This window comes from Sphingobium lignivorans (genome assembly GCF_014203955.1).
GTDB classification, from domain to species: Bacteria; Pseudomonadota; Alphaproteobacteria; order Sphingomonadales; family Sphingomonadaceae; genus Sphingobium; species Sphingobium lignivorans.
Genome location: NZ_JACHKA010000001.1, coordinates 1,676,038 through 1,694,927, shown reverse-complemented (window position 1 = coordinate 1,694,927; position 18,890 = coordinate 1,676,038). Strand labels below are relative to the sequence as shown.

Sequence of the window (18,890 nt, the reverse complement as noted above, 5' to 3'; positions counted from 1 at the left end):
TCCAATAGACGGGTGACAGGCAATGCGCGCTTCTTTTCTCATTGGGGAACTTTCACGTCTGTCGGGCCTTACAGGCTTGCCGCAACAGGCTCTGGCATCTGGCTTGTGGGAAGTTCACGGAAGCGGAAGATGACACCGACGGGTCGTCATCTTTGTAAACTTCCAGAAGTGCAGCGCAGGTTTGAACCGGCATTCTGGTCCGAAGCAACATGCGTGGTCAGGGCGATCAGGCTCTCTTGTTGCGACAGGACTCACGGACCGGCCGGGCCCGTCGGCGGCGCGGTTTTCAGGCGGCGCTGCTTTCTCGATGCAGCAGGGCCAGGATGCAGCGGGGAACATCATCCGCACAGGCTGCGGGCACGCCCGGCGGGTGGATCACTCCTCACCGCCAGGGCCCCACTTTTCGATGGCAGGATGAGCTGGCAGACCCGGAGACGGCCTGCGCTCTCTTTCAGGCAGCTGCGATAGCGGCCCGCACGGCATCCAGAGCCGCGTCCGCCGCAGACGCGTCAGGCCCGCCCCCCTGCGCCATGTCCGGCCGGCCGCCGCCGCCCTGCCCGCCCAGCGCGGCAACGCCCGCGCGCACCAGATCCACGGCGCTGAAGGTCCCGACGAGATCGTCGGTCACGCCCACCGCGATGGCGGCCCGGCCGTCATTGGTGGCAACGATGGTGGCGATACCGCTGGCGAGCCGCGCTTTGGCTTCATCGACGAGGCCGCGCAGCGCCTTGGGGTCGAGGTCCTGAAGATGCTGGGCAATGACCTTGTAGCCATTCACGATTTCCGGCGCGGGCCGCGGCGCCACCGCCACCGGCAGCACCGGCGATTGCCAGTGCCTTCTTGGCTTCGGCCAGTTCACGCTCCAGCCGCCGCCCCTGCTCCACGAGAATGGCGACACGGGCCGGTGCTTCCTCCGGCGTCGTCCGCAAGCTCGCCGCGACCGCGCGCAACTGCTCCTCCCGCTGGCTCAGCCAGAGGCGCGCCGCCTCGCCCGTCAATGCCTCGATGCGGCGGACACCGCTGGCCACCGCGCTCTCGCCAATGATCTTGAAAAGACCAATGTCACCCAGCGCCCGGACATGCGTGCCCCCACACAGTTCGACCGAATAGATTTCTTCCTCGCTGCGTCCCATCGACAGGACACGCACCTCGTCGCCATATTTCTCGCCGAAGAGCGCCATCGCGCCGGCGGCGATGGCATCTTCCGGAGACATGAGGCGGGTCGTGACTTCCGCATTGTCCCGGATCTGCGCATTGACCTCCGCTTCGACGGCGGCGATCTGCTGCGGGGTCAACGCCTCGGGATGGGAAAAGTCGAACCGCAGGCGATCTTCCGCGACGAGGCTGCCCTTCTGCGTGACATGCGCACCAAGCTCCTTGCGCAACGCGGCATGCAGCAGGTGCGTCGCGCTGTGATTGGCGCGCACCCGGGCGCGGCGCTGGCCGTCGACGGCCAGCGAAACGATATCGCCCACCGACAGCGTCCCCGCCTCGATGACGGCATGATGGGCATGAATGCGCCCGAGCGGCTTCGACGTGTCGGTGACGGTGGCCACCAGGCCGTCGGCGCCCCGGACCATGCCGGTGTCGCCAGCCTGCCCGCCGCTTTCGCCATAGAAGGGCGTCTGATTGGTGACGATCGAGACATGATCGCCCGCCGTTGTGCGATCGACCCGCACGCCATCCTTCACCAGCGCCACGACGCGGCCTTCACCGCTCTCACCCATATAGCCGGTAAACTCGGTCGATCCCTCAGATTCCGCGATGTCGAACCAGACGTCTTCGGATGCCTTCTGGCCCGACCCTTTCCAGGCGGCCCGCGCCGCGGCCTTCTGCGCCGCCATCGCGACTTCGAAGCCCGCGCGATCAACGCCCAGCCCCCGCGCGCGCAGGGCGTCCTCGGTGAGATCATAAGGGAAGCCGTAAGTATCGTAGAGGCGGAAAGCCGTTTCGCCTGCAAGCGTGCCCCCGGGCGCGAGATCAATGACGGCTTCGTCAAGCAGGCGCAGACCCTTGTCGAGCGTCTGGCGGAAGCGGGTTTCCTCCCGCAGCAGCGTTTCCTCGATGAGGGGCTGGGCCCGCACCAGCTCGGGATAGGCCGCGCCCATCTCCGCCACCAGACCGCCGACCAGCCTGTGCATGAGCGGATCAGCAGCCCCCAGCAGATGCGCATGACGCATCGCGCGGCGCATGATGCGGCGCAGGACATAGCCGCGCCCCTCATTGGCCGGCAGGACGCCGTCGGCAATGAGGAAGCCCGAGGAACGCAGATGGTCCGCGATCACGCGATGGCTCGCGCGCGCTTCGCCTTCCGCCGCCACTTTCGTCAGCGCGACCGACTGACTGATCAGCGCCTTGAAGGTGTCCGTATCGTAATTGTCATGCACGCCCTGAAGCACCGCGGCGATGCGCTCGATGCCCATGCCGGTATCGATGCTGGGCCTTGGCAGGTCGATCCGGTTGCCGTCCGCCTGCTGGTCGAACTGCATGAACACGAGATTCCAGATTTCGACGAAGCGATCGCCATCCTCCTCGGGGCTTCCCGGGGGGCCTCCATAGATGTGGTCGCCATGATCGAAGAATATCTCGGAACAGGGCCCGCACGGCCCGGTCTCGCCCATCGACCAGAAATTGTCGGACGTCGCGATGCGGATGATCCGCTCATCGGGCAGACCGGCGATCTTCTTCCAGTGGTCATAGGCCTCGTCATCCGTGTGGTAGACGGTGACGGTGAGCCGCTGGGGATCGATGCCCCACTCTCGGGTAATCAGGTTCCAGGCATGATGGATCGCCTGTTCCTTGAAATAGTCCCCGAACGAGAAATTGCCGAGCATCTCGAAGAAAGTGTGGTGGCGCGCGGTATAGCCCACATTGTCGAGATCATTATGCTTGCCGCCGGCGCGCACGCACTTCTGCGAGGAAGTCGCCGTACGATAGGGCCGCGTCTCAAGCCCGGTGAACACGTTCTTGAACGGCACCATGCCCGCATTCACGAACATGAGCGTCGGATCATTGTTCGGGACAAGCGGGGCCGAAGGCACGATCTCATGCCCGTTGGCGCCAAAATAATCGAGGAAGGAGCGGCGAATATCGTTGGTCGACGTCATGGGAGCCGCTTAAGGGATGGCAGCTCAAGCTACAAGCGGGGAGTGCGTTCCGGCGGGCCTGCGATAACGCAAGACGGTCGGCGCCCTTGCTCGCCGGGACCGTCAGCGACAGGAGACTGCCAGCACCCTGTATGGCAGCCGCGCTCCAAACGGCATCGTCGAGGCACCCGGCCCCCTCCTGACCCTCAGGTGCGCACGGGCAAAAGCGACCTGAACCGCAAGGGAGCAGGTGGCATATCGAACAAGTCGTTCAGCCCCTACAGTCAAGCGCAAGGCATTCCCGGCCATAGGTTTTTAGCTCGAAACGGTGGCCGCGCCGAGATCGCGCACTGTGGCTCGAACGCGCTGGCAAGGACGAGATGCATGCCATTCAGACTGATCGACACGCATGCCCATCTCGTCTCCGATGACTGGGAGACCTACCCGCCCCGCCCTTTCGGCGCTGGCCTGCCGACGCCCGAGCGATCGCCGTTCACGGTGACTGCGGAACAATTGATCGCCATGATGGACGACAATGGCGTGGACTTCGCCTGCCTGGTGCAACGCGGCCATATCTACGGATACGACAACAGCTATATCCTCGATTCGGCAACCCGATATCCCGATCGCTTCCGCCCGGTCGTCATCCTCGACACGCAGGATCCCAAAACACCCGCGACCTATCGGACGCTGGTGCAGGAAGGCCAGGCTTTTGGCTTTCGGATGGCCCAATCACGGCCATGGCTGCTGGATACCGCGTGGATGAGCTCCCCGGTCGCGATGGAGGTCTGGGATGTCTGCGCCGAGTTCGGCACGCCGATGGCCCTCATCATCTTCAACAACCAGCTGTCCTATGTGCTGCCGCTCGTGAAGCTCATGGCCCGGCGCTACCCGCAATTGCCTATCATCCTGGACCATGCGGGTACATATTTCGGCGCCTCGCAATATGAGGTCGCGCTCGCGGAGGAAGCGGGAACGCCGATCGTCATGCCGCCGCCGCCGGACTGGGGAATCGAGTCGAGCATTCACATCTTCGAGGACGATCCCAACATCTATTTCAAGATCACCGAGATCAACATGGAGCGCTTCCTCAAGGCGGGCGTGAAATCCGCTGATTTCGTTCGCCGGATGGTCGACAGATTTGGCCCGGACCGCCTCATGTGGGGGTCCGACGTCGGGCAGAGCAGGCTCTGGACATATCCGGAGAAGGTCGCGATGGCCCAATCAGCAGCCGCGTCCCTCACAGCTGCGGAGACGCAGAAGTTCCTGCATGGCAACGCCAACCATGTCTATGGTTCCGGCCGCAGCTGAAGTCACGAGAACCTGGCGAGGCGGCGCGGGCCGGCGCCGATCGGCCTCTACCCGGCGATCAGGCCATGCGGGACAATGATGCACGGTCCAGTCCGGCGATCGTCCCGACGCCGCCCAGCGTCATGGCAACCCGCATTTCCGCTTCGATGAGTTCCAGCACATGGTGGACCCCAGCTTCACCGCGCGCCGCGAGGGCATAAGCCCAGGCGCGGCCGAGCAGAACGCCCTTGGCGCCCAAGGCGAGCATGCGGACGACATCGAGCCCCGAGCGGACGCCGCCATCGACCAGCACCGTCAGGCGATCGCCGACCTCGTCGACGATGCCCGGCAAGGCGCTGGCCGTCGCCGCGACACCATCGAGCTGGCGCCCGCCATGGTTGGAAACGACGAGGCCATCCGCGCCCATAGCGGCTGCCTCGCGCGCATCCTCCACATCCAGCAGCCCCTTGATGATCAACGGCCCATCCCATTCGGAACGGATGAAATCCAGGTCTTTCCAGCTGCAAGAGGGATCGAAGTTGTTCTTCATCCAGCCCAGAAAATCCTCGATGCCGCTTTTGCCCTTCAGCACGGGCGCGACATTGCCGAGCGTGTGGGGCCGCCCCATGATGCCGACATCGAATGCCCAGCCCGGTCGCAGCAGGCCCTGCATCAGGCGGCGCATGTCGCCGCGCAGTCCCGGTGCGCCGGCGAGGCCCGAGTGATAATCGCGATAGCGACTCCCGGGCAGCGGCATATCCACGGTGAACATGAGCGCCGAGCAGCCAAGGCTGCGGGCCCGGGCGAGCAGATCCCGCATGAAGGCGCGGTCGCGGATCATGTAGAGCTGGAACCAGAAAGGCCGGCTGGCGGCCTGCGCCACTTCCTCCAGCGTGCAGGCCCCGACGGTGGAAAGCGTGAAAGGAATATCCGCATGTTCCGCCGCGCGCACGGCCTGGCGCTCGCCGCGCCGCGCCGTCAGCCCCGCAAGACCGATGGGCGCGAGGCCAACCGGCATCGCGTAGGGCTGGCCGAACAACGTCGCGCGAAGATCGACCGTGCTGACCGCGCGCAGCACGCGTTGCCTCAGTTCGATCTGCTGCAGCGCGTCCACATTCCGGCGCAACGTGATTTCCGCGTAGGAGCCGCCATCGATATAGTCGAAGAGGAACCGGGGCAGCCTTCGCCTGGCCAGCTCACGATAATCGGAAACGGAAGCGGCAATCATCTACGGCGCTCTCCTGCGGGAGGTGTCGATCCTGTGGAGCCGACAGGTCGCCGACCCGGCCATGCGCCAGATCATTCCACCGGTGCGGAACAAGAACGGGCGGCGCCCCATGCTGTGGAGGTTCAGGGCTGGTCCCGTACGGCGTCCGTCGTGCCTTCCACGATCAGCAGCCGGCTGTCGGATGTGCGATGTCGCAAGGGCGCAATGTCGGTATAGTCTTTCGAATATTCGAACTTTTTCGCCTGCTCCAGGCTCTCGAACTCGATCACCATGATACGGCCCGCGGGCGGCGCTCCCTCGACGGCGATGGTCGTGCCGCCTCGCACCAGGAACTTGCCGCCATATTTCTGGATGACCGGAAATGCCGCGGCCACATAGTCGCGATATCCCTTGAGATCCTTCACACTAATTTCCGCGATGACATAGGCCTTCGCTGTGGGCGAGGCAGCAGGCGCGGTATTGCCGGCCTTCGCCGGCGCAATGCTCCGCGTCCCAACCGCGGCAATGCAGCCGATCGCCGCCAGCGCCAGCACTGCGCCTGGAAAAACCTTGCCTTTCATGGTCCCGCTCCCTGTCTTTCTGTCTTTGACTTCACTGATACCGCCCCTGCGGCTGCCCCATTTCAGGAGCGCCCGCCGGCCATTTCTCCCGCCATGATGGGCAGCTCGTTGACGGACATGCACGGCAGCACCGCCGCCGGGCCAATTGCCCTGCCCTGCGCCCGGGGCTGCTCGCGCGACGCCGGATTGCCGCTCTCGATCATGCGGGAGATGCTTTCCGCCGTGTCGACCAGCCGCGGCAGATATTTGTCCACCGCCTTTTGAAGCGACATGGCGACCGTGATCCATGTGAAGCCCAGCGTCGCAACGACGCGGGACTGCTGACGGATGGGCACAGCGATGGTCGATGACCGGCCATCGATCAGCGGATCGCGCGTCGCATAGCCGCGCTGGAGCACATCCTCGACCATGCGCTCGATGGTTTCCTCGTTCTGCGCGCCGGCATCCTCGGGATCCTTGCTGTCCTTGAGAATCGAGAGGAGGATGGCTCGCTCGCTCGGCAGGCTATGGGCGAAATAGGCTCGGCCCAATGCGCGGGTGACAAGGCTCAGCCGGCGATTGAGGGACGATTGCTCCAGCGAAAGAGCGGTGAACCGGATCGTGCACGCGCGCACCGTCATGGCGTTGAGATCGAACAGCGCCATGGAGAGGGGCCAGCCCTCACGCTGGGTGAAGTCGATCATGATATCCTCCGCGACCTCGATGATCTCGGGCTCATGATGAAAACCGCTGGCCAGTGACTTCACGCCGCTGAGCAGCTGATATGCGCCATAGCTCGACGATTGCATGGCGAGGCCTTTTGCCTCGAGCGTGCGCAAAAGCCGCACGATCGAGGGTTTCGGCAGACCGGTGTCGCGGTGAAGATCATGGAGCGTCGAGAACGGACGGCGATTCATCGCCATCAATATGTCGATCGCACGCTCAACCGATCTTATCGAGCCGCCTCCTGCCTGTTTCTTGCTGACCATGCCAGCCCTCCTTGCGCGCGCCGGCCGCAGCCGGCGCATCCTCTCCCAAGAACCCTGCGATAGACGATCGCGAGTTTGCCGCCACGCGGCGGACACGCAATACTGATAGCGAATGTTTCCGCCTGATGGAAAGCATGCAACAGGCCATTGCCGGTCATGATGGCGTCGCGCAGAGCCCTGCCGACCGAAAACGCACGGAGGAACCGATGGCCGACGACCTGTTCAACGTGGCTGGGAAAGTAGCGCTCATCACCGGCGGAACCAGCGGGATCGGCCGGATGATCGCGGAAGGTTATGCGGAGCGTGGCGTGCGCACTTATATCACCGGCCGGGATTTCGACCGGCTTCAGGGAATAGCCGCCGACCTCTCTGCTTCCACGGGAGGCACCTGCCTGCCGCTGGTGGCGGACCTGGCCGACCCGGAAGGTCCGGCCAGGCTTGTCGAAGCGTTCGGCGAGCGTGAAGGTAAACTGGATATCCTCGTGAACAACGCCGGCACGGGCGGCAATGGGCCGATCGAGACCATCGACACTTCGAGCTGGAACGCCGCCATGGAGGTCAATCTCCGCGCGCCCTTCTTCCTTGTTCAACAAGCCCTGCCACTGCTGCGCGCCGCCGTCGCGCCCGGCACATATGCCAGCGTCATCAATCTCGGGTCGATCGGCGGGCTGCATGTTCCCAACTGGGAAGCGCATGCCTATGGCGCGTCGAAAGCGGCGCTCCATCATCTCACGCGCTCACTCGCCAAGCGGCTGGGCCGGGATGGCATCCGCGTCAACGCCATCGCTCCCGGTCCGTTTCACTCGCGCATGACCGACACCACGTCCGAGGCGGTGAAGGCCAGCGTGGCCGCCCATATCCCGCTGGGACGCCCCGGCGAGGCGGACGATGTGAAGGGCCTGTGTATCTTCCTGGCCTCGCGCGCGGGCGCTTATGTCCACGGCTCCACGATCGCACTCGACGGCGGCTATATCGCGGCACTTTAAAGGTCGCGCGCAACGCAGGCTTCTTACCGGATGACCTCGTCGGCTTCGTCGATCAAGGCGTCGGGCAAGGTCAGCCCGAGGGCGGAGGCTGCCTTGAGGTTGATCGTCATGGGGCTCTTGAAGCCGCGCTCGATGGGGATTTCGCCCGGCGCCTCTCCCTTGAGCAGCCGATCTGCAACAAGCGCCATGGCCGCCCAGCCGCGCTCGAACGGGGGTGCGAAGGTCGCCAGACCGCCGCCACGCGCGACCGAGATCTGGATGCTGACGGCGGCCAGCCCGTTATCGAGCGCGGCACGACCGATGCGTGCGCCATTTGCGTTGAACAGTTCATGCGGCCCGACCACGAAGCCGCCACATCCGTCTTCGCGAATGCGGCGGATTGCGGGCTCCAGCCCTTCGCTTTCCAGCACTTCATAGACTTTCACCGGCAGGTTCATCAGTGCGCCCGCCGCCTGCAATTCTCGCAGGGTCCCGGGCGCGGGAGCGTAAGTATGGTTATAGAGATGCCCGATGCACCGGATGCCTGGGACGGCCTGCTTGAGGAACCGGACTTGCAGAAGCTGCACATGCGGCTCGTAGGAGAAACCCGTGAAGTTGGTGCCGGGCTTCCGGTAACTGCGGATCACACCGGTCCCCAGCGGATCCGCGGACCAGAAGATGACCGGGATCGGGTTCCGGGCCGTGGCACGCTGGACGGCGACATGCGCGTTCGTCATCAGGGAAACGATCAGGTCCGGCCGCCACGCCACCAGTTCGCGGGCATGACCATCCATGGCGCCAAGGTCGCGATTGCCTGCCCACTCCCGGTAGACGACATTCTCGCCCTCGCGATAGCCGATGCGGGCCAGTTCCTGCTTGATCCGCTCGCCCCCGCCTGGCCCCGCATAGGTGATGATGCCGATGCGGAGCACCGGGGTTGTAGCGATGGCCTCGCCGGGCAGGTTGACCTCGCTCCCGCGCGCGCCCGTGCCGGAAAGCGACGTCGCCGCCATCGCCGCTGCCAGAAGCCAAAGCCTCCGTCCTTTCATCCCCATCCTCCCCTGGAACATCGACATCTCCTTCCCTCACGCGGGAAGTGTCCGGTGTTGGTTGATATCGCCAAAATCGGACGACCAGTACTCGGCGCCACCGACTTTTCGCGTGACGGAAACCCCCAAATCCGCCGTTCTGCTGGCCGGGTGACGCTCTAGATTGGCGATCGCAACGACCAAAACGGGCTAGAGAGGGTTTTCTGATGGCCACTGCCAATTCCGACCAGGCGCAGGTGGCGCCCCAGAGCACGCTCGATGAGCGAGTCGACGCGCTACTCGTCGGCGCCATTGACATGCATTGCCACAGCGGCCCATCGGTCATGCCGCGCATGATCGATCATATCGAGGCGCTGCAGGAGGCATCCGATGCGCGCATGCGCGCGCTGCTGTTCAAGGATCACTTCTATTCGGCCACACCGATCACGGCCCTGCTCTCGTCGCATTACGCTCATCTCGATGTAACGATGCTCTCGGGCGTGCCACTGAACGACACCTCGGGTGGGCTCAATCCTTATGCCGTGGACCATGGTCTGAAACTCGGCGCCAAGCTGGTCTGGATGCCGACATTCTCGGCCGCGAACCACATCAGGCAGAACCGCCATGGCGAGCTGCTGCCGACCAGCGTGCGGATGCGCCGTCCCAAGATGCTCACCGTCGTCGACGAGGACGGACGGCTCAAGGACGAGGTGAAGGAAATCCTGGACCAGATCGCCGAGTTCGATGCTGTGCTGTCTGCGGGCCATCTCCACATTTCCGAGATATGGCCGCTGTTCGAGGAAGCGCAGAAGCGCGGCGTGAAGCGCCGCCTGGTGCAACACCCGACCTATACGATCGGCGCGACCTATGACGACATCGCCGAGCTGACGAGGACCGGCGCCTTCATCGAGCATTCGCTGTGCATGTTCATCCCCGGCTCGCGGTTCCAATATTATCCGCATGAGGAACTGCGCGATGTCATCAATGCCGGCGGCACCGAGCAGACGATCCTCGGCTCCGATCTCGGGCAGGTCAACAATCCCACGCCCGTGACCGGCTTCCGGTCGGTGATCCGCCTGTGCATCGATCTCGGCTTCGACGATGACGCGATCCGCCGGCTGGTCGGCGGCAATGCCGCGCGGCTGATCGGCCTGCCTGACGAAAAGGCGCCTGCCGCTTTCGAATGATGGCAGGGGAGTGAAGGACCGGGACTGCCCGCCCCGGTCCTGACGACCGAGCGGGTACTGGCGCCTCGTGCCAAGCCCGCCCGGGCAAATGAAACACGGGATGACCGGCCGCAGAGCCGCCCAAAAAACGCACCTTCATGTCGTCAGGATCGGCAGACCGGCCGAGCCCGGTGATTGCCTGCCCGGCTCAGCGCCCCTGTGGCGCGGACACCGCCACGCCATCAGCCTGCGGCCCCGTCTCCGGCATCTGATAGCCGTGGTGAGTCATGCGCGCCTGCGGCAGCCGTTCGCAGGGCACGCAGTCCGGCCAGTAGCGCTCCGGCACCCGCCCGCTCACCGGATTGCGATAATGGAACCACATCGGCAGGATGTCCGGCCAGTAGAGAGCCGCACCGGTACCGCCGCGAAAGCCCTCGGCGCGGATCCCCAGATCGGTCATCGCCAAATCGGGCGGATAGGTCTTGAGAAGCGGACTGCCTCCCGCCCCCGAGCCGGGCGACGTCGGCTTCACCGCTGCCCAGCCGCCTTTCCATTCGGGACTCGTGAAATAGTGCTCGTCGATCGTCAGGCTCCAGAGCCGCCAGATACCGTCTTCGAGCACCAGCTGGTCGTTCGGATACATGCCGGCCTGAAAGCCCACGGCGTTCGGCTGGCCCAGCTCGGGCGACCATTTTCCGGTGCGCAAGTGAATGAGGCGGGTGCGCAGCAAGGCCGATCGCCCATCCTGCGAGACATGGATGACCGGCTGGATCCGCCAGTGGAAGACGACGCGCGCGCGCATGTCCGGCGGGGCACCGTAGCGAGCATCCGCCGCGCCTGCGATGCGTGCCCGGCTCATATAATAGCCGGCGAAGGGGGACTGCTTGTTCCCTTCGACCGCGAAGATCGCCGACATTTTCGACCATTGGAAATCGTCGAGATAATAGCCGTAGGCGGCCGAGACATTCTCCGCGCCGTCATAGGCGAGCGATCGCTGGTAACGGCGGCGTATGTCTGCCAGGCTCAGAGCATGAGCCGCTGGTGACCGGCCGATCGCCGGGCCAGTCGCCGGATCGCGGTCTGAAAGGAAGATAGGGGGCGATGCGGTGCTTCCCGGCAGCGCGCCACCGCCCCATCCCGTTGCATAGTCCGCCTTCATCACCGGCTGGATGTGGATGTCCCTTATCTTCCACAAGCCGCCGTCCTTGACGAAACGGCTGCTGATCACATTGATTTCCCAGCCCGCCTTGCCGCCTTCCGCACCGAGCTGCGCGAGCTCGATGCCGCGCGCCCGTGCCTCCCGGCCGCCCGGCGCGACGCGCACGATCAGGTCGAATAGCGGGCGGTCGTTGAGGTTGCCGCGCGCCAAGCCCGGCGGCCCCATGCGGGAGAGCGCGGTGCGCACGCCCTGCTGGCCCGCGAACCGGCCTTCACCGGCGATCTCGATCGCGCCATTGGCAGCAAAGAGATCGACCACGTCATCCCACATCCGGCGATCGAGATAATAGCCATAAGCGTTCTGGAGATTCCGGATGGCATCCTCGTCATTGAGGCTGGAGACACGCGCGGAGAGGTCGGCCAGCGAGGCGCTGCTGCGCGGCGGCGGGCCGCTGGCGGCCGGCAGGGGCACGCCGGCACTGTCCGGATCGAAATGATAGGGAATGATCGGCAGATCGGCATTGCCGCTGTTGCGCCAGCCGTTGGAATAATCGCCATCATATTGCGGGTGATAGTGCAGGGCCGCGATCTTCCAGCGACCATCCTCGCGTACATAACGGTTCTGGTAGACGCCGCCCTCGATGCGGGCCTGCCCCTTGCCATCGCCGCGAAACGCCAGTCCAGCCCACCGCCCTTCCGCGGTCCGGCCGTCCGCCGACAGGTTGACCAGCGGCATGTCGTGAAACTCGGTGTTGAGCGCGCCGGCCGCCAGCCCGCGCGGACCGTGGCGCGCCTCCAGCCAGCGGGCAATCGCGGCGGCGCCTTCGATCCGCTCGTCGCCCCATTCAATCCTGCCATTGCGAGCGAAGAGGTTCGCGACTTCGCGCCAAAGCCCATACTGACTGTAATGCGCATAGCGTCGCTGGAGATCCTTGACGGCGCGAAGGGATTCCAGCCGGTCCACGTCCCGCGCCAGCGCGTCAAGCGTGTCGGCGGCAACCGTGGGCTGCGGCGGTGCCGCCTTGTCGGTGGCCGCCAGTCCGGCAGCGGAGATCGTCAGCAGGCAGAAGGCGGCCAGCAGACGCGTGAGAGGGACTCCCCGCGCCCCACCCGTTCGCATCCTTGCGAGCCCGCTCATTTCTCGGCCTCGAGATCCAGCCCATGCCGGCCCAGATACTCCGAAAGCAGATCGGCCACGGCGACATTGTTGAGATCCGCAAAGGGAATGTGGGTATTCCCCTTGAGCCCGGCGGCGGGCAGCATCAGGATTTCCGCGCGCCCGCCACGCGCATTGACGATATCGACGAATTTTCGTGCGGTTTCGGCAAACTGGGCCCAGGACGGGGACTTGTCGAGATTGTCCCCGAAAACGAACTGAATCGGAATGCGGGTCAGCCGCTCGAACACCTCCGGCGGGACAATGACCGGACCGAAGCGCTCCGGCCCCTCGGGCGCCTGCACATCGTCAGGGAACACATAGCCGGGATTTTCGTAAGCGACGATCGCCTTCACATTGTCGCTCTCGAGGGCAGTCAGCAGGGCGCGCAGCCCGCCCGCAGAATTGGTGACCAGGACGGAGGGCCCGATGCGATCGATCGCCTTGGCCGCCGCAGCAGCCTCCAGCCGGGCATTCGCGACGGTGTCGAACTCGAAGTAACGCGCGCGCATCGCCTGATCCAGCGCCTCGGCGTCGCCAGTGGGAAACTGAACGCCGGGGAACCAGTCCGGATAACGGCTGCCGAGCCGCCAGGAGACGAAATTCTGCTGGTCGCGGCCAGTGCGGGGCTCATAGACATAGCGCTCGCACCCCCAGTTGCCGCGACCGACGCGGGGCCCGTCCCAGAGATAGACAGGGTAGCGGCGCCTCAGGAAGATCGACTGGAAGCCCTCCCCGCCATCCCACCGGTTCTGCCACACCTTGACCGACGAGCTGTGCCACAGGAACAGCGACGTGCGCCGCGCATTGACGGGAATCTGATATTCGACATGGCCATGATCGCAGGACAGCGTGCGATCGCCCTCGCGAAGAAGGCTTCCACCCGCTTCGAATGCGCCCTGCCGCGCGATCAGCATGGGAGCCGATGCACTGCCGGCAGGCGGAGACGAGGCCGCCGCGCAGCCGGAAAGCGCGACAAGGATGGCCCATGCCATCGATCTACCTGGTGCCATCAACACGCCTCCCCTCTTCTTCCCGGCGAGCGGCGTCCTCTGAACGCCCTTCTGATGGGCGGCCGGATCAGCTGCTCTGGCTCCGGCCGCCTGTCATGTCTTCGATCAGAACGTCTTCTTGACCTGCAGATACCATTGGCGAGGCGCAGCGGGTTGCCCCTGCACGTTCGATTGTCCCGAATCCTGCAGGATGAAGAAATTCTCATAATAGAGCTTGTCGAAGAGGTTGGTCACGCCGGCCGAGATGGCGAAGCCCGCATCGGGCAGGTCATAGGTCAGCCGTGTGTTGAACAACGAATAGCCGGGCTGATTCCAGGCTGTCGTGCGCGTGCTCGGCGCGCGGCTGCCCTGATAGCTCCAGTCCAGTCTCGGAGTCAGCGTTCCTCCAAGCGGCATGCCTTCAATCGTGTACTGAATGCCCGCATTTGCCGACCAGAAGGGCTCGGGCTGGCGAGGATTGATCGCGCGATTGTCCACGTCAGGCGAGCTGAACTTATGATAGCCAACCGCCCCGTTGAGAACCAGTCCATCGATCGGTTGTGCGGTCGCTTCCGCCTCGACACCCCAGATCGTTGCCGGCGTGTTGAGATAGAAGCTGCGCGTGATGCAAGAGAAGCCCGGGACGCCGCTGGATATCTCCGCCGGGGTGCGCGGCCGGCAAGTGGTCGATCCTTCCGGCGCGTCCGGTAGCGGGATCAGGATGCTGTTCCCGGGACTGGGCTGTCCGTCCGGGCCAAGGAGAAGCTCCTGTCCCGCAAGCGCCGTCGGCCGCGTCTTGAAGTCCGTGTAGAAGCCCGCCAGGTTCAGCCGCAGGCGCCGGTCGAACATGTCCAGCTTGGCGCCGAGTTCATAGGCGACACTCTCGTTGCCGTCGAACTGCGCGATCTGGCTCGGTTGCTGCGGTCGCGGATTGAAGCCCGGCAAGGTATAGCCGGTCGCGGCGGACGCATAGACCAGCATGTTGGCGCTCAGTTCGTAGTTTACGCCCAGCTTCCAGCTCAGCACCTTGGCTTCCGGCGTGACGTCGAATTCGATGTCCGTTGGATTGGGCGTAGTCTCGACGAGGTTGGACAGCGACACGACCTTCTTGTCATCGGAATAGCGCAGGCCACCCGTGAAGCTCAGGCCATTGTCGAACGGACGAACCGTCGCATTGGCGTACACCGCCTTGCTCACCGGATCGAAGCTGTTGTTGAGATAGCGGATCAGGCCGGTCCGGGGCTGATCGATCACCGCATGCTGGAACCCGGAGGCTTCGAAATAGAAGGCGCCGGCCACCCAGTCGATCCAGCCATGCTGCCCGGAGAGGCGGAGCTCACCCGTGGTGTAATCATTGGTGACGACATTGGTCGTCATCTCGGTCATCAGGGGCGTGCCGTCCTTCTGGTAGATGTGGGTTTCATCCAGGCTGCGGTAACCGGCGATCGCGGTGAGATCGATGTCGCTGGTCAAGCCAACCACCAGCTTGGCCGAGATGCCCCAGTTGGTGAGGTCATTCCGCGCCGGAAGCGTGTGGCCGCCATGGGTGGACATGCCGTTGTAGTAGGTGTGGCCGGGGATGACCGTGCCGGCGCCGATCGGATCATTGTAGGTCTCGTAAGTGGTGTAGGGATTGCCGGTGATGAACCGGGAATCATAGGCCACGCCATAATAGCCGAAGGTCAGATTCTCGTTCGGCGTGTTGAGCGCCGGATTGAGCGAGAGGGTGGTATCGGCCGGATTTTCCGACTGGTCGCGGATGAATTCACCAGTGACCGTCAGGCGGACATTGCTTGCCGGTTCCCACGCCATGCTGGCGCGCACCGCCTGAACGTCCTCGCCGCCCAGATGTCCCACGACGCAATCATCCGGCGTGTATCTCGGATTGCTGGTCGTCGCGAGATTGTAGACCGGTACGTCTCCGGCGAGTTCCGGCGTGCCGCGCCGGTTCATCTCGCATGTGAAGTCCAGCATCTTCTGATACCCCTGCCGCTTCTTGAACGCGCCGGAAACCATCAGGGCAAGATTTTCGCCGAGCGGCAGGTTGAAGCCCGCGCGAACGTCGGTACGGTTATACTGGCCGACGTTGAGCTCGACATAAGCCGACTGTTCGTTGAAATTCGGCTGCTTGGAAACGATGTTGACCGCGCCCGCCAGCGAGTTGCGACCGAACAGCGTTCCCTGCGGCCCGCGCAGCACCTCGATATGGCCGATGTCGAGCAGGTCAAAGTTGGAACCCAGCAGGGTCGGATAATAAATGTCATCGACATAGTAGGCGACGGTGGGGTCGTTCCCGATATTCGTGTCGGAGGCTCCGATGCCACGAATGCTTGCGGACACGCCGGGTCCGAATGCACCATGGGTCCGGCGGAACTCGGCATTGGGCACGAGGGCGGTCAGGTCAGCGACGGACTTCAGCCCGCGCTCTTCGAGCGCTTCGGACGTGACGGCCGTGATCGCGATTGGCGTGTCCTGCATGTTCGTGGCCTGCCGCGTCGCGGTCACGACGATGTCCTGGATTCCCTGTTCGCGGGGCGCCGCTGCCGTATCCTGGGCCAGAACCGGCGAGGCGATCACGATCGCGGACGCCAGTGCCAAAGTCGAAGCGACTTCTTTCATCCTGTTTTTCATTTCCACTCCCTTGAATTTTATTTTCCGAATTTCGGTCTCATTGGCGCCAGAGCCCCGGCCACCACCGCGTCTCCGGCCCCCGGATGATCCGGCAAGACCACCGAGGAACAGGGGTTTACCCGGCCCAAATTTCTTAACTTCCCCAGATCGGCGCCCAGAATTGTCGGCTTTGGCAGCAGTTACGGCTCATCGTTCACGACAGGTGCAGCCCATTGCATGATGGACAATCCATGCGACTGGTGGCCCGTCGGAAGCACGAGTCTATTTCCCGCGTGATGGCTGGAAAAGGAGGGTTTTGGAGCTTTCCGAACAGCGGAATATTCATACCCCTGCACTGACCAAGGCGGGGATCGAGCCCCCTCCCGCCGGGCTTGGGGACCCTATTTGCGCCCCGCACCATCCTCGTCGCGCATCGACAAACCCAGTTCCAGACCATCCACGGACGGGCCGGTCGGCGGCATCTGGTAACCATTGCTGGTCAGTCGCACGTCCGGGCGCGCCTCGCAGGGCACGCAGTCGGGCCAGTAACGCTCCGGCACGCGGCCGCTGACCGGATTGCGATAGTGGAACCACATCGGCAGGATGCCCGGCCAGTCGATCTTGGTCCCGGTTCCCCCCGCGAAGCCCTCCTCGCGCTTGCCGAGATCGGTGAGCAGCAGGTCGGGCGGATATCTCTGCAGCAACGGGCTCGCGCGCATGCCGCCGCCCGGCGGCGGAACCCTGGCGGCAGACCAGCCGCCCTGCCAGTGAGGCATCATCATGTAAGGCTCGTCGATCGTGAGGGTCCACAGGCGCCAGATCCCGTTTTCGAGCACGACCTGGTCGTTTGGATACATGCCGGTCTGGATCGTGTTTCCCGTGTTCGGCTGGCCGCTCGAAGGGTCATACCGGGCCGTGTTGGGATGGAAGAGATAGGTGCGCAGCAAGGCCGAGCGTCCATCATGCGAGACGTGGATGACCGGCGCTATGCGCCAGTGATAGGCAATGCGCTGCCGCATCACGGTCGAGGGATCGCGCGTTGCGCCGTACATCGCCGTCGCCGCGGCAGCGATGCGATCGCGCCCGAAATAATAGCCGGCGAATGGCGATTGCTTGTTCCCCTTTTCGGCAAAGAGCCCCGACATGCACGGCCACTGATGATCGTCCAGACAATGGCCATAAGCGGAGGAGACATTCTCCGTGCCATCCCAGGCTTGGGACCGGAGCAGGCGGCGACGAACGTCCGCAAGGTCCTTTGCTCTGACTGCGCGTTCCCCTTTTGGCATCGGCCCGGTGAGCGGCGCCACGGCGGCGATCCGGCGCCCGCCCGCAGAAGCCCGCCCAGTTGCGGGCGCGTAAGCCCGGGGGAAGACCGGCATGGGCGGCAGGCCAGCACTCTTCGGACCGAGGGGGTCCGTGCCCCAGCCGGCCTTGTAGTCGACGTCCATGATCGGGGTGACCCGCATTTCCCGGACTTTCCACACGCCCTGCTCGCGCACGAAGCGGTTGCGGAACACATGCACTTTCCAGCGAGCGGTGCCGGCTTCCGCATCACCGATCATCGCCAGCTCGGTGCCCCGCGTATAGGCCTCGCGCCCGCCGGGCATGACCTCCACAACCGTGCCGAAAGGCAGATGGGCATTGAGAATGCCCTGGCGGAGGCCTTGAGGCCCCATAATCTCCATGGCTCTGTGGACACCCTGCTGGCCCCTGTAGACCTTGCCGCCCAATTCGATCACGCCGTCGCGCGCGAACAGGTCGACGACATCGTCCCACATGCGCCTGTCCACATAATAGCCATAAGCGTGCTGAAGATTGCGGACGTCATCTTCGGCGTTCAGTGCGGCTACGCGGCGCGAAAGCGCGTCCGGGGGCGCTCCGCTCACTGGCGCTGCGCCGTGCGGCCTGGGTATCGGGACACCGGCCTCATCCGTCTTGAAATGATAGGGAACGATCGGCAGGTCCTTCTGCCCGACATTGCTCCAGCCGGTCTCGTAGCGTCCTTCATATTCCGGATGATAGTGGAGCGTGGCGATCTTCCATTCGCCATTCTCGAGCACATAGCGGTTCTCATACACGCCGCCTTCCATCCACGCCCTGCCCTTGCCGTCTCCGCGAAGAGCGAGCCCGCGCCAGCGCCCCTCCGCGGAGCGACCATCGGTCGAGAGGTTCACCAGAGGATCATCGATCAATTCCGTGTTCAGGGCACCAGCCTGCCCCGCCGGGCCGCTGCGACCCGCCAGCCATGATGCGATCGCGCCCCGGCCGCTGATCCTTTCCTCGCCCCAGATCACTTTGCCATCGCTGGCAAACAGGCCGGCCATGTCCTGCCACAAGCCATATTGCGCATATTGGGCATAGATTCGCTGAAGCGTTTTCACGGCCCGAAGCGATTCAAGGCGTCCGACATCGCGCGCCACTTCGTCGATTTCCGACGCCGCCTGCCCTTGCGCGAACGCCGGCATCGCCGGCCACACCAGAATGACGAGAAGCGTGACAAGGTGGAGTATGAAACGCGGCACTCAAGCCTCCCCAGGCGGTTTTTGGTCAGCATGTGCAGGGTAAGAGCGGCGGGCAAGGCCGAACCGCCGCGCCGGCACTCAGTCACCGAAGATTGCGCCATTTCAGTCAAAATCACCCCTTGCCCGGCAGACCGGCGACCACCCGGAGCGATCCGGTACGC

Annotated in this window: 11 protein-coding genes and 1 pseudogene; 3 read left to right on the top strand and 9 right to left on the bottom strand. The window is 64.3% G+C overall.

Going from position 1 to position 18,890, the window contains the following annotated elements; genetic code table 11:
- Positions 1–451 precede the first annotated feature (451 nt).
- Positions 452–3,107 (bottom strand): annotated as a pseudogene (gene alaS, locus HNP60_RS07650) (alanine--tRNA ligase).
- Positions 3,108–3,470: 363 nt separating this feature from the next.
- Between alaS and HNP60_RS07645 the strand changes: the two are divergent.
- Positions 3,471–4,397 carry an amidohydrolase family protein gene (locus tag HNP60_RS07645; RefSeq protein WP_184152167.1) on the top strand — a complete coding sequence of 309 codons (927 nt, stop codon included), beginning with the start codon at positions 3,471–3,473 and terminating at the stop codon, positions 4,395–4,397.
- 58 nt (positions 4,398–4,455) lie between these two features.
- Here HNP60_RS07645 and lldD read toward each other — a convergent pair whose 3' ends face one another.
- The 3 genes from lldD to HNP60_RS07630 all read right to left on the bottom strand — a co-directional run bounded on the left by lldD (position 4,456) and on the right by HNP60_RS07630 (position 7,132).
- Entirely contained in the window at positions 4,456–5,604 is a 1,149-nt protein-coding gene (gene lldD / locus HNP60_RS07640) for an FMN-dependent L-lactate dehydrogenase LldD (RefSeq protein ID WP_184152164.1), read from the bottom strand.
- Between the two features lie 122 nt (positions 5,605–5,726).
- Positions 5,727–6,164 carry a DUF1330 domain-containing protein gene (locus tag HNP60_RS07635; protein ID WP_184152161.1) on the bottom strand — a complete coding sequence of 146 codons (438 nt, stop codon included), beginning with the start codon at positions 6,162–6,164 and terminating at the stop codon, positions 5,727–5,729.
- Positions 6,165–6,226: 62 nt separating this feature from the next.
- The gene (locus HNP60_RS07630) at positions 6,227–7,132 is read right to left on the bottom strand and encodes a DNA-binding transcriptional regulator (RefSeq protein WP_184152158.1); all 906 of its coding nucleotides are present in this window, start codon (positions 7,130–7,132) and stop codon (positions 6,227–6,229) included.
- A gap of 125 nt (positions 7,133–7,257) precedes the next feature.
- On the opposite strand from HNP60_RS07630, the gene HNP60_RS07625 reads away from it, so the two are divergent.
- Positions 7,258–8,118 (top strand): SDR family oxidoreductase, encoded by an 861-nt coding sequence (locus HNP60_RS07625; RefSeq protein ID WP_184152156.1) that lies wholly within the window; start codon positions 7,258–7,260, stop codon positions 8,116–8,118.
- Between the two features lie 23 nt (positions 8,119–8,141).
- Here HNP60_RS07625 and HNP60_RS07620 read toward each other — a convergent pair whose 3' ends face one another.
- A complete protein-coding gene (locus HNP60_RS07620; RefSeq protein WP_221416048.1) occupies positions 8,142–9,146 on the bottom strand; it encodes an ABC transporter substrate-binding protein in 1,005 nt (334 codons plus the stop codon).
- Between the two features lie 206 nt (positions 9,147–9,352).
- Here HNP60_RS07620 and HNP60_RS07615 point away from each other — a divergent pair, with 206 nt between their 5' ends.
- Complete coding sequence (locus tag HNP60_RS07615) at positions 9,353–10,312, top strand: DUF6282 family protein (RefSeq protein ID WP_184152150.1); 960 nt, start codon at positions 9,353–9,355, stop codon at positions 10,310–10,312.
- A 187-nt stretch (positions 10,313–10,499) separates the two neighbouring features.
- On the opposite strand, the gene HNP60_RS07610 is transcribed toward HNP60_RS07615, so the two are convergent.
- The 4 genes from HNP60_RS07610 to HNP60_RS07595 form a co-directional block, all read right to left on the bottom strand.
- Positions 10,500–12,587 (bottom strand): nuclear transport factor 2 family protein, encoded by a 2,088-nt coding sequence (locus HNP60_RS07610; RefSeq protein ID WP_184152147.1) that lies wholly within the window; start codon positions 12,585–12,587, stop codon positions 10,500–10,502.
- Positions 12,584–13,618 carry an alpha/beta hydrolase gene (locus tag HNP60_RS07605; RefSeq protein ID WP_184152144.1) on the bottom strand — a complete coding sequence of 345 codons (1,035 nt, stop codon included), beginning with the start codon at positions 13,616–13,618 and terminating at the stop codon, positions 12,584–12,586. Before HNP60_RS07605 ends, HNP60_RS07610 begins: the two co-directional genes overlap by 4 nt.
- 105 nt (positions 13,619–13,723) lie before the next feature.
- On the bottom strand, positions 13,724–16,216 hold the full coding sequence (locus HNP60_RS07600; protein ID WP_184152141.1) for a TonB-dependent receptor: 2,493 nt from the start codon (positions 16,214–16,216) through the stop codon (positions 13,724–13,726).
- A gap of 392 nt (positions 16,217–16,608) precedes the next feature.
- Positions 16,609–18,729 (bottom strand): nuclear transport factor 2 family protein, encoded by a 2,121-nt coding sequence (locus HNP60_RS07595; RefSeq protein ID WP_184152138.1) that lies wholly within the window; start codon positions 18,727–18,729, stop codon positions 16,609–16,611.
- Between the last annotated feature and the right edge of the window lie 161 nt (positions 18,730–18,890).

Bases quoted from the DNA above. Each gene is read 5' to 3' on its own strand.
- HNP60_RS07645 (WP_184152167.1), top strand. From the start codon at position 3,471: ATGCCATTCAGACTGATCGACACGCATGCCCATCTCGTCTCCGATGAC.
- lldD (WP_184152164.1), bottom strand. From the start codon at position 5,604: ATGATTGCCGCTTCCGTTTCCGATTATCGTGAGCTGGCCAGGCGAAGG.
- HNP60_RS07635 (WP_184152161.1), bottom strand. From the start codon at position 6,164: ATGAAAGGCAAGGTTTTTCCAGGCGCAGTGCTGGCGCTGGCGGCGATC.
- HNP60_RS07630 (WP_184152158.1), bottom strand. From the start codon at position 7,132: ATGGTCAGCAAGAAACAGGCAGGAGGCGGCTCGATAAGATCGGTTGAG.
- HNP60_RS07625 (WP_184152156.1), top strand. From the start codon at position 7,258: ATGGAAAGCATGCAACAGGCCATTGCCGGTCATGATGGCGTCGCGCAG.
- HNP60_RS07620 (WP_221416048.1), bottom strand. From the start codon at position 9,146: ATGAAAGGACGGAGGCTTTGGCTTCTGGCAGCGGCGATGGCGGCGACG.
- HNP60_RS07615 (WP_184152150.1), top strand. From the start codon at position 9,353: ATGGCCACTGCCAATTCCGACCAGGCGCAGGTGGCGCCCCAGAGCACG.
- HNP60_RS07610 (WP_184152147.1), bottom strand. From the start codon at position 12,587: ATGAGCGGGCTCGCAAGGATGCGAACGGGTGGGGCGCGGGGAGTCCCT.
- HNP60_RS07605 (WP_184152144.1), bottom strand. From the start codon at position 13,618: ATGGCACCAGGTAGATCGATGGCATGGGCCATCCTTGTCGCGCTTTCC.
- HNP60_RS07600 (WP_184152141.1), bottom strand. From the start codon at position 16,216: ATGAAAGAAGTCGCTTCGACTTTGGCACTGGCGTCCGCGATCGTGATC.